Here is a 15,231-nt window from a genome sequence, read left to right on the forward strand (position 1 = left end):
CAGGAGTGTTTTGTTATGGTTAAAATGTGCCTCAATAAACACTGAGTTCAACGGTTCGAATGCTTTTGCTTTTTTCTCTCATTTGAAGTTTTCTAGTTCTATAACTGGAAAACTTAACCAAACAGATATGGTTTAGCTTACATCACATTCTATAAGAGAATTAGAGTTCAACAGGAATCAAACAACTAGACTAGTGCAGAGAAACAATCACCTAAACAGTCTTTTTCTTCTTGCTTAAAACAAATCATCAAAGAGACTGAGCTGGTTATCCTCTGGCATTTTGCCGAGGATGCCCATCTCATCCATTTTTTCGACCAGTGTACCTGACAATCCACCACGTTTACGGAGCTCCGTCTTGGAGAGAAACTCTCCTTCAGCCCGTGCCGCCACAAGCTGCTTGGCAACGTTTTCTCCCAAACCATCCATGGCAACAAATGGCGGAATAAGAGTGTCGTCTTCAATTAAGAAGTCGGTCGCATGGGACTTGTAAAGGTCCAATTTCCCGAACTTGAAGCCACGTTCCAGCATCTCATTGACCAACTCTAAGGTGGTGTAAAGGTCCTGCTCAACGTTTGAGGCTTCATTGTTCTTCTTCTTGAGAGCAATTTCTTCCATCTTGGCCTTGACTCGATCCAAGCCACCTGACATGGTCGCCAAATCAAAGGCCTTGGCACGAATAGAGAAATAAGCACAGTAATAGTAGATTGGGTGGTGAACCTTGAAATAGGCTACCCGTAAAGCCATCATAACGTAAGCAGCCGCGTGGGCTTTGGGGAACATGTACTTGATCTTTCCACAGGATTCGATGTACCAGTCCGGCACCTTATTATCCTTCATAGCTTGAATGTAGCCATTTCGCTCTTCCTCGGAAATCTTGAGCCACATGCCCTTCCGCACCCGTTCCATGATGTTAAAGGCCATTTTAGGTGGCAGGCCTGCATGCATGAGGTAAACCATGATATCATCCCGACAGCCGATAACGGTTGATAGATCGGCAATTCCTGCCTTGATCAAGTCCTGGGCATTGCCCAACCATACGTCTGTACCGTGGGATAGACCAGACAGCTGCAAGAGTTCCGCAAAGGTGGTAGGCTTGGTTTCCTCCACCATCCCACGTACAAAGTTGGTTCCGAATTCAGGAATACCCAGCATACCTGTCGGTGTCCCAATCTGCTCTGGGGTAACGCCTAGAATTTCCGTGCCAGAAAAGAGAGCCATAACCCCCTTATCATCGGCAGGAATGGTCTGCGGATCGATTCCTGACAAGTCCTGCAACTTACGAACCATAGTCGGATCATCGTGTCCCAGAACATCGAGCTTCAAGACGTTTTCATCAATATCGTGGAAGTTAAAGTGGGTGGTCTGCCAGTTGGCCGTCACATCATCGGCAGGATATTGTACAGGCGTAAAGTCATAGACATCCATGTAGTCAGGGAATACGATAATTCCCCCTGGGTGCTGACCTGTCGTCCGTTTGACCCCAGCCGCACCAGCAGCCAAGCGTTCTACTTCTACATCACGGTAGAATTTGCCATAATCCCGCTCATAGCCTCGGACAAAACCATAAGCAGTCTTAGCAGCTACCGTACCTACCGTTCCTGCACGGAAGGCATTTTCTTCACCGAAAATATCCCGAACATCCAAATGGGCAGACGGTTGGTCATCCCCTGAGAAGTTCAAGTCAATATCGGGAACCTTGTCTCCATCGAAACCAAGGAAGGTTTCAAAGGGAATGTCCTGACCATCTTTTTTATACTTGGTGCCACATTCTTCACAATCTTTGTCTGGTAGGTCAAAACCGGAACCATAGGAACCATCTGTGATAAATTCACTGTGTTGACAATTTGGACAGACATAGTGAGGAGGCATAGGGTTTACTTCGGTAATCCCAATCATGGTCGCAACGAAACTGGAGCCTACAGACCCCCGTGAACCCACCAGGTAGCCCCGCTCATTGGAACGGTGCACCAACATCTGCGACGCCAGATAAATCACGGCGAATCCATTACCCAGAATGGACGTCAATTCCTTCTCAATCCGCAGGTCGATAATATCTGGCAGAGGATTACCATAAATTTCAAAGGCTTTCTGATAGGTCAATTCCGCAACCGTTTCCTCGGCCTTCTCAATATAAGGCGTATAGAGGTCGGTCTTAACCACCTGAACATCTTCAAACCGGTCCAGCATGGCATTGGGATTGGTAATGACAATCTCACGCGCCAGGCTTTCGCCCAAGAAGGCAAACTCGTCCAACATCTCGCTGGTCGTTCTAAAGTGGGCTTTTGGCAGTGGTGCTGGCTGAGCGTTCTCACCATTTCCGATGGTCCAGTTAATCGGTGCCCCTTGACCTAGAGCACGAACAATGATTTCCCGGTAAATCTCTTCTTCTGGGTCAATATAGTGGACATTTCCAGTCGCCAGAACAGGCAGACCTGCCCTACGTCCTACCTCAATCAACTGCTTAATAGTCTCTTCAATCTCTGCCATGTCCTTAAACTGCTCCTTGGCAATCATGGGAGCATAGAGGGCAGGTGGCATGACTTCGATAAAATCATAATAGGCTGCCGTTTTAACCGCTTCATCTATCCCTTTGGAGAGCAAGTCATCGAAGACCTCACCCTCTTGACAGGCTGTTCCCAATATTAAACCTTCACGATGGGCATTGAGAACGGTCCGTGGAATACGTGGAACTCCCTCAAAATACTTGGTATTGGAAAGAGAGACCAGTTTGAACATATTTTTCAAACCAACCTGATTAATCACATAGAGCGTGGCATGCTTGACACGAGCCTTCTTATAGGAATCCTCCGCAATCAGCTCCGTATTTAACTGGTTGAGATTGGTCAAATTGTGCTTCTCCAAGGCATCTTTTAGGAAGATGAAGAGCAGGCGCCCTGTCGCCTCCGCATCGTAGTTGGCCATGTGGTGGTGTTCAAGAGCAACACCAAACCGCTTGGTGAGAGGACCTAAACCATGACGCTTAAAGTCGGGGTAAAGGTTACGAGCAAATTCCAAGGTATCAATGACAGGCTGGCTAATAATAGGTAAGCCTGCTCGTTCATAGTTGACATTCATAAAGCCAACGTCAAAGGTCGCGTTGTGGGCAACCATGACGGAATCCTGACAGAAGTCCTGAAACTCCCGCAAAACTTGCTCCAAAGGCTTGGAACCACGCACATGCTCATCTGTAATCCCTGTCAGTTCAGTCGTAAATTTACTGAGCGGGTGACCTGGGTCAATAAATTCATCAAATTCTGCAATGATATTGCCCTTGTGCATCTTGGATGCTGCAATCTGAATCAGGGCATTGTTGACCGCAGAAAGACCGGTCGTTTCCACGTCAAAGACCACATAGGTCGCATCGGATAAGACCATATCCGCTTCGTTGTAGACAATGGGAACCGAGTCCTCAACAATATTGGCTTCCATACCAAAGAGGGGCTTAATCCCAGCCTTACGAGCAGCATGATAGCCATGGGGGAAGGACTGAACATTGCCGTGGTCAGTAATGGCCACCGCCTTGTGTCCCCAAGCCGCCGCACGCGCCACCAAGTCCTCAACGGCAGGCAGGGCATCCATGGTGGACATGTTGGTATGGGCATGAAACTCGACCCGCTTCTCCCCTTCAGGCATAAGGTCCTTACGAATTTCCTTCTTGACCTCTTGGACCTCCTGTACGTTCATAGTCAAATCACGAGTGAAATTATTGGTTTCCACATTTCCACGCACCCGCAACCAGTTGCCCTTTTTGACCATATCAAACTTCTGGGCTTCTTCCTCATTTTTAGCCCACTTCTGCAAGGTAAAGGACGAAGTATAGTCAGTCATCTTAAAGTTGATAATGACCCGCCCCGTCTTGGTCGTCTTCTGCTCGACCTCAAAGACCAGACCCTCAAAGACAATCCGATTCTCCTCGCTATCCACCTCAATCATAGGCGTGATTTCAGCTTTTTCTATATTGACCTTGGCCGGACGATTTTTCTTATATTCTGGGACAAATGGCTGAGTTGCCTCTGGTGGTGGCGCCATTTGAGCCAGTTGTTCAAGGGCCGCCAAGTTTTCTTCATTAGCCTGCTGGTAAATTTCTTCATTTTGCGCATGGAAAGCCGCAGCCTGCTGCTGCGTCATCTCCTGGCAAACTTCAATGTCCACCGCAAGATTGCCAAAACCAAATCGCTTGTATTGCTCCACAAGATTTGGCAGATGATTCTTCCGAAAATGGACGGTGTCAATGGTTTCAGGTCCCTTTATCCACAAAATACCATCTCTATAAGCCACCTCTAATGGCTGAAAAAGAGCCTTGAAACCTGCACTCTGGCACAAATCTTCCGTAAAAGCTTCTGGATAATATGCTTCTACCAAACCAGCTTCAAAAGCCTCCGCATCGCTGACAATAGAAAATTGAATCTTATTGCCCACCTTTTCAAACTCCGTCGCCAAACGAGCCTTGAAGAGTTGATAGTCCATGAGCGGCAAGGGGGTTTCAAAACGGAAGGTAAATTCCCAAAGTTTGCTGACCTTGTGCAAGACTACTTTCTCAATCGTTGCAGTCGAAAAAGCCCCTGATTGTCGTGCATCAAGAGGCATTCCGATTTGTTGTAGCAAGAGTTGAAACTTATCTGACATACTTATTTCCTTTGTAGTTCGTTAGAAACATTTTACCATAAATGAGGTATTTTTTCCTGAGTCAGGAAGAAAAAACTCTCAGGTTCATTTCCTGAGAGATCTGATTTCTATAGAAATTGGTAGCCTACCAAGCCGCAGCTTCTGTCGGTGCTTCTAAAAAGTCCAGCCATTTTTGATCCTCGACACGACAGAGGGTGACAGAAATTCCTCCCATATCTAGACTAGTCATAAACTTACCTGTTTTTATATAGGAAAGCTGTAAACCTTCTAGTTCTAGAAATTGGCAAATGTCGTTCAAAAAGATTCCTTGCTCAACCTCGGACATAGATCCAAGATTATTGACCAAAAGAATATAGTCTTCCCCCTCTTTCCAGCGGAATTTTAATTTTAATTTGTTCACAATTTCGTTGGCTAACTGCTCAGAGGATTCAAAACGAACGGTCCGATAGCCTTCTTCTCCATGGATACCGATGCCGTAAGATATTTGTCCCTCCTCCAAATCAAACAAAGGCAGGGCAGCATTGGGCAAATAGGCCGACTTGGTTGCAAAACCGATGGTCGCAATTTCTGTTGCCAAAGACAGTCCCAGCTGTTCCAATTCATCCAGGCTATAGCCAGTAAGGGCAGCAGCTCCTAATATCTTATGAAGTAGAATGGTCCCTGCAAGCCCCCTATGCCGCATACGGAAATTATTCTTAGTATCGACCGAAATATCGTCATGAGATACGATGTACTTGACTGCAATTCCCTCCTGCCGAGCCGATTCGATGGCTTTTCTAAAAGAGACAAGGTCTGCCTCAAAGTTTTTTACAATCAGAAAAACTCCCTTGCCCTTATCTACTGCACGAATGGCTGCCAAGACTTCGTCGGCAGTTGGTGGAGTAAAAATCTCTCCATAGACTGCTGCAGTCAGCATTCCTTTACCGACGAAGCCAACATGGGCTGGTTCATGACCAGAACCACCGCCAGAAACAATCGGAATCTGTTCCCCATTTTGTCTTCTTTGCAGAACAATCGGAAGCCCCTTCACTTTCTTCACTTTAGGATTGGTTCGACAGAAACCATCCAAATAATCTTCAATAATTGTTGCCTGTCTATTTCTAATAAACACCATATATTAACTCCTACAAAATCAAAAACGACTCGCGAACAAGAGCCACCATTTGCTTCCAATAACTGTGAATCTGACAAGGCGACTGCGTCAGTCCTTCCTTTATCAGTCCAATCCAAGCATTAGCATGATAGAGAATCAAAAAATGCTTATCCTGTTGGGAAATCATTTTCCCCTCCTGAAGCTGGTATTCGTTGATAATTTTCTCCATCAAAACCATAAAGTAGCCTTCTAAATAGCTGACAAAATCATTTTGCCCCTTAATCTCAAAGAGTTGCCTATAGAAAGATTGGTTACTCTCGATGTAGTACAAAAGCTCATCCAGAAGCTTGATTCCACTAATATAGGTCAGATTGTCAGTTACCTGCTCCTGCAATTCTGTTTCAAATATCCAGTCCAGTAACTCATACTTGTCTAAAAAATGGTTGTAAAAGGTTTGACGACGAATCCCTGCTTCCTGCATGATGTCGACAACTGAGATTTTATCAAAGGATTTTTGGGATAGCTGTTTTTTAAAAGCCTTTGCAATCCTTTTCTTTGTAATCAACGAGGTTGGCATATGTCACTTCCTTTCGCTTCCTCTTTATTATACCCTATCATGCTTTTCTTTGGAACAAAAGGGACACTTTGGACAATCTGTCCCTTCCTTTTTTCTTTCGGACAATGTAAAATGAAAGCGCAAACAAAAACAAAGGAGTTTTCTCATGAAAAAAATTATCAATCAACCCGAACATGTCGTTGATGAAATGTTAAAAGGACTTGTCTTTATGCACCAAGATCTTGTCGATCGTATCGATGGTTTTGATGTGATTATCCGCAAGGCTGAAAAAACTGGTAAAGTCGGCATCATCTCAGGAGGTGGCTCTGGTCACGAACCTTCTCATGCAGGCTTTGTCGGCAAGGGCATGCTGTCTGCCGCTGTGTGTGGCGCAGTATTTACCTCACCAACACCAGACCAAATCTTGGAAGCCATCAAGGCTGCTGACGAGGGTGCAGGCGTCTTTATGGTCATCAAAAACTACTCTGGCGACATCATGAACTTTGAGATGGCGCAAGAATTGGCGGAAATGGAAGGAATCGAAGTGGCTAGTGTCATCGTGGATGATGATATCGCTGTGGAAAATAGCCTCTATACCCAAGGCCGTCGCGGGGTAGCAGGTACCATCCTTGTCCACAAGATTCTCGGTCACGCTGCAACAACTGGCAAATCCCTAGCAGAAATCAAGGAACTGGCTGACCGTCTCGTCCCACAAATCAAGACTATCGGCTTAGCCCTATCAGGCGCTACTGTACCAGAAGTGGGCAAACCAGGCTTCGTCCTTGAAGAAGATGAATTTGAATACGGTGTCGGTATCCACGGCGAACCTGGCTATAAGAAAGAAAAACTCCAACCATCTGCTAAATTGGCAGAAGAATTGGTTGAGAAATTGGCAGAAGGCTTCGATATTCAAGATGGCGAGCACTATGGTGTCCTTATCAACGGTCTCGGTGCAACTCCTCTCATGGAACAATATGTCTTTGCCAACGACGTTGCTCAATTGCTGGCTAAAAAAGGTGTGGTCGTTGACTACAAGAAAATCGGTAACTACATGACATCAATTGATATGGCCGGACTATCATTGACCTTAATCAAACTAGAAGACCCAAGCTGGATTGATGCTTTGCAGGCCCCTGTTGAAGTGGTAGCTTGGTAGGAGAAAAACTATGGATGTAAAACAAGCATTGCTTTGGATGGAGACATTCAACAAGAAAATTCAAGAAAACAAAGATTATTTAAGTGAACTAGATTCTCCAATCGGAGATGGAGATCATGGGGGCAACATGGCGCGCGGTATGGCTGCGGTCATGCAGGAGCTATCTGAAAAAGACTTTGAGACTGCTGACCAAGTCTTTAAAGTGGTTGCCATGCAATTACTCAGCAAGGTTGGCGGTGCTTCCGGTCCTCTCTACGGCTCTGCCTTTATGGGGATTACTAAAGCCAGTCAAGCTGGCGGTGATTTGGCAGACATGCTTCAAGCAGGTTTGGACATGATCCAAAAACGTGGCAAGGCTGAATTAGGCGAGAAAACCATGGTAGACGTTTGGATTCCTATTATTTCTGCCCTAAGAGAAAGCCAGCTGACAACGGAAATTATCCATAAAGCCGTTCAAGGAACAAAGGATATTGCTGCAACCAAGGGACGCGCGTCCTATGTTGGAGAAAGGTCTATTGGACACATTGATCCAGGCTCTTTCTCATCTGGACTTCTCTTTGAAGCCATGTTGGAGGCAGGACTATGACAAAGGTTGGTATCTTACTCGTATCCCATTCAAAAAATTTGGCCCAGGGAATCATTGACCTAGTATCTGAAGTCGCAAAAGATATTCCCATCACCTACTGTGGCGGACTAGAAGATGGTAGCATCGGTACTAGCTTTGAAATCGTACAAGAGCGAGTTGAAGCAAACCCTGCTGATACCCTCCTTGCCTTTTTCGACCTAGGTAGCGCCCGAATGAACATGGAACTTGCTGCCGATTTTACAGACAAACAAATTCTTATCCAGACCGTACCAGTCGTCGAAGGTTGCTATACTGCCGCAGCTCTCTTACAGGCTGGAGCTGACTTGGAGACTATTCTTGAGCAATTAAAAGAACTGACAATCAATAAATAGGAGGTCATTATGAATCTGATTGGAGAATTACTTGGAACTTTCATACTAGTATTACTTGGAAACGGTGTGGTTGCATCCTGCATCCTCTCTAAAACCAAGGCTGAAAATAGCGGCTGGCTGACCATCGTACTAGGATGGGGCATCGCTGTAACAATTGCCGTCTACGTATCAGGAATTTTTGGACCTGCCCACCTGAATCCAGCTGTCACTATCGCAATGGCATCTATCGGCTCCCTACAATGGGCTCAAGTCCCAGGCTTCCTACTTGCCCAATTTGCTGGAGCAATGTTGGCATCCATCGTCCTCTATCTCCATTTCTACCCACATTGGCAGGAAACAAAAGATAGCGGAACAATCCTTGCTACCTTCTCTACTGGACCAGCTCTTCGTCACACAGCTTCAAACTTGCTCGGCGAGGCTCTTGGCACAGCTGTCTTAGTCATGGGAATCCTTGCAATTGGTCCTAACAATGTCAGCGCTGGTCTCGGCCCAATCATCGTGGGACTTATCGTATTTGCAATCGGCTTCTCACTAGGATCTACAACAGGCTACGCAGTCAATCCAGCTCGTGACCTTGGTCCTCGTATCATGCATGCCATCCTTCCAATTCCAAACAAGGGAGATTCTGATTGGTCCTATAGCTGGATCCCAGTTGCTGGCCCAATTCTTGGAGGAATCGCAGGAGCTATCCTCTATAACCTCCTACTAAATATGTTATAAAAAAATAGGCTTGGGTGACTAGAACCAAGCCTATTTTATCAACAAAGACTTGGCTATCATCAACCAAGTCTTTTTCTGTTATTCATTTTCTTTTGTAAGGATTTGAAGGGTTTCAAGGAGTTGGTCCACATGGACTTCCACAGTATCACCTGTGCCCTTGATTTTCACTTCAACAATGCCGTCAGCTGCTTTCTTACCGACAGTCACACGGATTGGCAAGCCAATCAAGTCACTGTCAGAAAACTTAACGCCGACACGCTCATTACGGTCGTCAGTTAATACTTCATAGCCTGCACCAACCAAACTTGCTTCGATAGACTGAGTCAATTCCATTGCCGCTTCATCTTTGACATTAACTGGAATCAAATGCACATCAAACGGTGCCAATTCTTTAGGAAAGTTGATCCCCCAAGCGTAACGGTATTCGCCTTTTGGTGTCTTGTTAACAAAGAGGCGAGCGTGTTGTTCAAGAACTGCTGACAAGAGTCGGCTAACACCGATTCCGTAGCATCCCATGATAATCGGCATAGAACGACCATTCTCATCCAAGATGTTGGCATTCATGCTATCTGAATAGCGTGTACCGAGTTTGAAGATGTGACCAATCTCGATACCACGGGCAAAGTTGAGAACCCCGTGTCCATCTGGAGAAGGCTCGCCTTCCTTGACTTCGCGAATATCCACATACTCAGTCACTTGGAAATCACGTCCTGCATTGGCACCTGTGTAGTGAAAACCGTCTTCGTTGGCACCAACTACAGCGTTCTTCACATCTTGAACCTTGCGGTCTGCAATAATCTTGATGTTTTCTGGCAAGCCGATTGGTCCAAGGGAACCAAAACCTGCACCGAAGATTTTTTCCGCATCCGCTGGGCCTGCTACATCGAAGAAATCTGCTCCAAGGTGGTTTTTCAACTTGACATCGTTAACTTGATCATTGCCAACAAGGAGGGCAACAACTGGCTCACCGTCTGCCATAAAGAGCATGGTTTTGATAGTTTGCTCTTCCGCGACATTCAAGAAGGCAGCAACTTCGTCGATGGTTTTGGCATCTGGCGTCGCTACTTTAACCAAATCTTCTTCGACGACAACTGCTGTACTTGGTTTGTACTCACTCGTTGCCATCTCTAAGTTGGCAGCGTAGCCAGATTCGCTAGAGTAGGCGATGGTGTCTTCACCAGACACAGACCATGCCAAGAGTTCTTCCTTGATTGCTTCAAGAACATCCTCTGGGATTTCATCAAAAGAAGCAACCGACTTGTCCAAGACAACCCAACGGTCCAGATCAGTACGGTCTGGTGTAATAGCCATAAACTCCTGGCTGTCCTTACCGCCCATGGCACCTCCGTCACCGATAATGGCCTTGAACTCCAATCCTGCACGAGTGAAGATTGCCTCGTAAGCCGCCTTGTAGTCATCGTAGGTCTGGTCCAGACTCTCATAGCTAGCGTGGAAGCTGTAGCCATCTTTCATGATGAACTCGCGACCACGGAGGAGACCATTACGAGGACGTTTTTCGTCGCGGTATTTTGGCTGGATTTGGTAAATATTGAGTGGCAACTGCTTGTAAGATTGCACCGCATCACGCGCCAATAGTGTCACCGTTTCTTCGTGGGTTGGACCCAAGATAAAGTCAGAACCCTCACGGTTTTTGAGCTTGTAGAGGTCATCACCGTAGGTTTCGTAACGACCTGACTCACGCCAAATGTCCGCTGACAAGAGAGCTGGTGCCAAAAATTCAATAGCATCAATCTTATCAAACTCCTCACGCATGATATTTTTTGCTTTTTCAATCACACGGTTAGCCAAAGGCAAATAGCTGTAAATACCAGCAGAAATCTGACGGACATAGCCCGCACGCAACATCAAAGCGTGGCTAATCACCGACGCATCCGAAGGCATCTCCCGCAAAGTAGGGATAATCAATTTAGACTGTTTCATGTTGATGATACAGAGAGCGACCAAAAAGCGACCGAATTTTAGGAAACGACCTGAAATCCTGATTTCAGAAGTCGTTTATCTAAATTCCGAGCTTTTCGCTCGAGTTCAAATCTGAAAACTCTCTGTTCCTTTCTTTTTCCTATTTTTCAGAACATCCTGCGTTTAGCACGCAGTCAATTCCTTTCGTAGTTTACTTGATTAGAAATCACAGAAGTCACTTTTCAAAACCCTCGCTGACGCTCGAGTTCAAATCTGAAAACTCTCTGTTCCTTTCTTTTTCGTATTTTTTCAGAATATCCTGCGTTTAGCACGCAGTCAATTCCTTTCATCTTTTGTTTATCAGGAATGCACAGGTTTCAGCCCGTGTTCAGTTCCTTTCGTATTTTTCAGAACATCCTGCGCATCACACGCATTCAATTCCTTTTGGAGTTTTTATTTAGAAGAATACACGCATAATATCATTCCAGGTCACGACCAGCATGAGGACAACCATGATTGCAACGCCTGCCAGCGTGATATAGGATTCTGTTTCTGGTTTAAGTGGTTTTCTGCGAATACCTTCTAGAATGTTCATGACAATCTTCCCACCATCCAAGGCTGGAATAGGGATAAGATTGAAAATACCGATATTGATTGATAGCATAGCCATCAGGTTAAAGACTGAAACCCAACCATTTGCAGCAGCCTGATTGCTGACAGAATAAATGGCAACAGGTCCACCCAATTGCTTAACATCAAAATTGGCAATCAAGTTTTTCAAGGCAGTCACAACAATAACTGCTGTCGCACCCGCTTGCTGGAAGCCCCCAATAATCTTATCAACGAAACCAGTTTTCAAAATCGGTGAAATACCAATTCGATAGGCCCCATCTACTTGTTCAGCAGTAACGGAGACATGACGGGTTTTCCCATCATGCTCAACAACCAAATCAAAGCTTGGGGCTGTTGTTGCATCTGTCGCTGCTTTGCTAATAATCGTTGCAACTTCTGTGTAGCTATCTGTCGTGTTCCCATTGACCGAAAGAATCTTGTCCCCTGTGACAACACCTGCAGCCTGCAAAGCACCACCTTCAGTAATACTTACTGCATTGCTTGATGGGTTGGCAACCCCGCCTTGCATGAAGAACAAAAGAATAAATATTAGAATTCCTAAAATAAAGTTATTCATGGGACCCGCAAAGTTGGTCATCAACCGTCCCCAGACTGTCGCATTTTGATACTGAACATCAAGTGGAGCAATCCGAACTTCTGTCCCATCTTCCTCTACAATCGTGGCATCGTGATCAACCTTATAGGTCTTGCTTTCTTCCAAGACCAAGCCTGTGATTTCCAATTTTTCCTCGAAGTCAAAACTGGTTACATTCATTGGCAAACTGAGACTATCCAGTTGCTTACCAGACAAATTAATCCGCGTCACAACACCAGCTTCATTCAGGCTGAGGCTGGCAGGACTACCTGTCTTAATCTCTGTTTTATCTTCACCCCATCCAGCCATTCGAACATAGCCACCTAGGGGAAGGATACGGATGGTGTAAAGTGTCCCATCCTTACCTGTATGAGCGAAAATTTTGGGACCCATCCCAATCGCAAATTCCCTCACAAGGATACCAGCTTTCTTGGCAAAGTAGAAATGACCAAATTCATGGACAACCACAATCACACCAAATATAAATATAAATGCTAAAATTCCCTTCATAGTACCTCCTTAAAATAATCCAAAGAAGTGCATGATTGGAAAGACAAAAATCATACCGTCAAAACGATCCAGGATACCACCGTGTCCTGGAATAATTTTTCCAGAATCCTTCACACCAAAATGGCGTTTAATAGCACTTTCTACTAAATCTCCGAATTGTGAGAATATCGAGAAAATCACAACTAACAACAACATCATGCCAAATGAATAGCCCGCCAACAAGGACTTATCGACAATCAAGAAAATGATAGCAACTACCACCGCAGAAAGAATACCGCCTACAAAGCCTTCAACCGTTTTATTCGGTGAAACCTTCGGCAATAATTTTCTCCGACCAATCTGACGACCGATTAAGTAGGCACCAATGTCTGTTGCCCAGACTAAACAGAGGGCAAAGAAGACTTTATTGAGCCCAGCCATACGAGCCAGTATCAAACTATGAAAGCCGATACCAACATAGAAACTTGATGCAATTGGAAAGACCACATCTGAATAGTTGTAATGACCGATATTAAAAACCGTCGAACCAAGCAGTAAAAATACTACAATGGCGTAGGCTGTGTAATTTCCATCCGTCGGTAAAAATGTCAGATAATTCTGGAGCGGAAGAGCCAAGACTAAACTGGCCAACATAGCTAAGACACCCTCGATAGAATTTGGTGCTAGGCGATGCATTTTAATCAATTCAGCCGTGGCAATGATGGCTAACAGGCCTACAAAAAATTGAAATGCCATCCCACCAGCCAACAAAAAGGGAATGAAAATAGCTAGAGCAATGCCGCCAAATATCACTCGTTTCTGTAAATCGTTTGTCATACCTTCTCCTTATACACCGCCAAAACGTCTGTGGCGACGGTTGTATTCTTTAATCGCTAATTTAAGTGCTTCTCCATCAAAATCAGGCCAAGCAATATCTGTAAAGTACAGCTCGCTGTAGGCTGTTTGCCACGGCAGGAAGTTGCTAAGACGAAGTTCACCACTTGTACGGATAACTAGATCGGGATCGCGTAACGTTGGTGATAAGGTTCCTGTATAGAGGTAATCCGCTATTAATTTCTCGTCAATATCTCCAGGATTAAACTTGGCATCCAAGACATCTTGCGCAATAGCCTTGACTGCGCGAGTCACCTCATCACGACCGCCATAGTTAAGAGCGAAATTGAGAATCAAACCAGTGTTACTCTTTGTCTTTTGTTCGGCTTTATAAAGCGCATTGAGAGTCGGGACAGGAAGTTTTGAATGGTCACCAATCATCTGAATTTTGACATTATTGGCATGGAGTTCAGGAACATACTTATCATAAAACTCCACAGGTAGATTCATGATAAACTTCACTTCTTTTTCCGGTCGAGACCAGTTTTCTGTAGAAAAGGCATAGACAGTTAACACCTTTACTCCCAAATCAGAAGCCGTCTTGGTAACCTTTTGCAGTGCATCCATACCAGCCTTATGCCCCATAATACGTGGCTGCATCCGCTTTTTCGCCCAACGGCCATTGCCATCCATAATCACAGCGATATGCTTAGGGACTTCAATTGCTGTTTCAATGCTTTCTTTCTTTTTAAAATTAAATTTAAACATGGTATTTTCCTTATTGTATAATCGTTTCATTATACCATATTTTTACCTAGGATAGCAAAAATCAGGCAGGGCTAAAACAAGAGAAAACCAAGGTTTCCCTCGGTTTTTCATCCTTATTCTTCAATTGCAGCTTCTGGAGTTGCTTCTGTCGTTTCAACTGCCACTTCTTCAACAACTGCCGATGTAGTATCTGAACTTGCTACACGATTACGAATAGCACCACGTTCAAATGTCAAGTAAACACCATCAACATCGAGAACAACCTTTTTATCATCGATTTCATCGACAATACCAAATAGCCCACCAATGGTCACAATTTCATCACCTTTTTTAATTTGGCTCAGAGCTTCTTGGCGTTGCTTTTGTTGTTTACGTTGCGAATAGAACATAAAACCAATCATGGCAACCATGACAAGCGGCAAAAATAAACCTTCCATTAGGACACCTCATTCATTTTAATAGTTTTGATTATACTAAAATTTTCCACCGTTAGCAAAGAGAAGACCCAATCTCGCAGCCTTTTCAACCAAAAATCAGTAAGAGTAAGTATCAACTATACCTTGATATAGCTGTACGAAACCAATTATTGAAATAATCAGCAAAACCACTCCAATAACCAATAGAACACTCCTCCCTTTTTTGGAAACTTGATTAGGCAGTCCATATCCTAAGGCAAATCCTGACAGCGGAAAAATCCATAGTCCTGTGAATTGAAAAAGTAAAGGTAATAAAAGAGCAACCAGTAAACAGATATAGCGATGAGTTTTATTTTCCAAACGAGGAAGTGACCAACCAACTGAGAAGGTGACAAAACTGATAAAAGCCGTCATTACAAACAGGATTAGTCCAAAAGCCAGTAAAAATAGCATGCTCTTCTCCTATTCTCTAATGCATGTGAAAAAGTG

The 15,231-nt window shown here is 44.6% G+C and carries 13 protein-coding genes; 4 read left to right on the top strand and 9 right to left on the bottom strand.

What is annotated here, in order from left to right; translation table 11 throughout:
• Positions 1–234 precede the first annotated feature (234 nt).
• The 3 genes from F9856_RS00970 to dhaS form a co-directional block, all read right to left on the bottom strand.
• Positions 235–4,626, bottom strand: coding sequence for a PolC-type DNA polymerase III (locus F9856_RS00970; RefSeq protein WP_202105438.1), 4,392 nt, complete (start codon positions 4,624–4,626; stop codon positions 235–237).
• A 124-nt stretch (positions 4,627–4,750) separates the two neighbouring features.
• Entirely contained in the window at positions 4,751–5,740 is a 990-nt protein-coding gene (dhaQ, locus tag F9856_RS00975) for a DhaKLM operon coactivator DhaQ (protein ID WP_202105439.1), read from the bottom strand.
• Between the two features lie 10 nt (positions 5,741–5,750).
• Positions 5,751–6,296 (bottom strand): dihydroxyacetone kinase transcriptional activator DhaS, encoded by a 546-nt coding sequence (gene dhaS, locus F9856_RS00980; RefSeq protein ID WP_024378834.1) that lies wholly within the window; start codon positions 6,294–6,296, stop codon positions 5,751–5,753.
• 145 nt (positions 6,297–6,441) lie between these two features.
• Here dhaS and dhaK point away from each other — a divergent pair, with 145 nt between their 5' ends.
• The 4 genes from dhaK to F9856_RS01000 are packed head-to-tail and all read left to right on the top strand — an operon-like array spanning position 6,442 to position 9,108.
• A complete protein-coding gene (gene dhaK / locus F9856_RS00985) occupies positions 6,442–7,431 on the top strand; it encodes a dihydroxyacetone kinase subunit DhaK (RefSeq protein WP_012027841.1) in 990 nt (329 codons plus the stop codon).
• Positions 7,432–7,441: 10 nt separating this feature from the next.
• Entirely contained in the window at positions 7,442–8,017 is a 576-nt protein-coding gene (dhaL, locus tag F9856_RS00990; RefSeq protein WP_202105440.1) for a dihydroxyacetone kinase subunit DhaL, read from the top strand.
• The gene (gene dhaM / locus F9856_RS00995) at positions 8,014–8,388 is read left to right on the top strand and encodes a dihydroxyacetone kinase phosphoryl donor subunit DhaM (RefSeq protein ID WP_002938758.1); all 375 of its coding nucleotides are present in this window, start codon (positions 8,014–8,016) and stop codon (positions 8,386–8,388) included. Before dhaL ends, dhaM begins: the two co-directional genes overlap by 4 nt.
• A gap of 9 nt (positions 8,389–8,397) precedes the next feature.
• A complete protein-coding gene (locus F9856_RS01000) occupies positions 8,398–9,108 on the top strand; it encodes an MIP/aquaporin family protein (protein WP_202105441.1) in 711 nt (236 codons plus the stop codon).
• 78 nt (positions 9,109–9,186) lie between these two features.
• On the opposite strand, the gene F9856_RS01005 is transcribed toward F9856_RS01000, so the two are convergent.
• The 6 genes from F9856_RS01005 to F9856_RS01030 form a co-directional block, all read right to left on the bottom strand.
• Positions 9,187–11,049: a proline--tRNA ligase gene (locus F9856_RS01005; protein ID WP_044690241.1), complete on the bottom strand. Its 1,863-nt coding sequence runs from the start codon at positions 11,047–11,049 to the stop codon at positions 9,187–9,189.
• A 436-nt stretch (positions 11,050–11,485) separates the two neighbouring features.
• Positions 11,486–12,745 carry an RIP metalloprotease RseP gene (gene rseP, locus F9856_RS01010; protein ID WP_202105442.1) on the bottom strand — a complete coding sequence of 420 codons (1,260 nt, stop codon included), beginning with the start codon at positions 12,743–12,745 and terminating at the stop codon, positions 11,486–11,488.
• Between the two features lie 9 nt (positions 12,746–12,754).
• The gene (locus F9856_RS01015; protein ID WP_002940117.1) at positions 12,755–13,561 is read right to left on the bottom strand and encodes a phosphatidate cytidylyltransferase; all 807 of its coding nucleotides are present in this window, start codon (positions 13,559–13,561) and stop codon (positions 12,755–12,757) included.
• Between the two features lie 9 nt (positions 13,562–13,570).
• Complete coding sequence (locus F9856_RS01020; RefSeq protein WP_013730586.1) at positions 13,571–14,326, bottom strand: isoprenyl transferase; 756 nt, start codon at positions 14,324–14,326, stop codon at positions 13,571–13,573.
• 113 nt (positions 14,327–14,439) lie between these two features.
• Positions 14,440–14,763: a preprotein translocase subunit YajC gene (gene yajC, locus F9856_RS01025; protein WP_202105443.1), complete on the bottom strand. Its 324-nt coding sequence runs from the start codon at positions 14,761–14,763 to the stop codon at positions 14,440–14,442.
• A 96-nt stretch (positions 14,764–14,859) separates the two neighbouring features.
• Positions 14,860–15,195 (bottom strand): hypothetical protein, encoded by a 336-nt coding sequence (locus F9856_RS01030; protein ID WP_202105444.1) that lies wholly within the window; start codon positions 15,193–15,195, stop codon positions 14,860–14,862.
• Positions 15,196–15,231: the final 36 nt, after the last annotated feature.

The sequence above is a fragment of the Streptococcus suis genome, from assembly GCF_016743335.1.
Lineage (GTDB): Bacteria > Bacillota > Bacilli > Lactobacillales > Streptococcaceae > Streptococcus > Streptococcus suis_Y.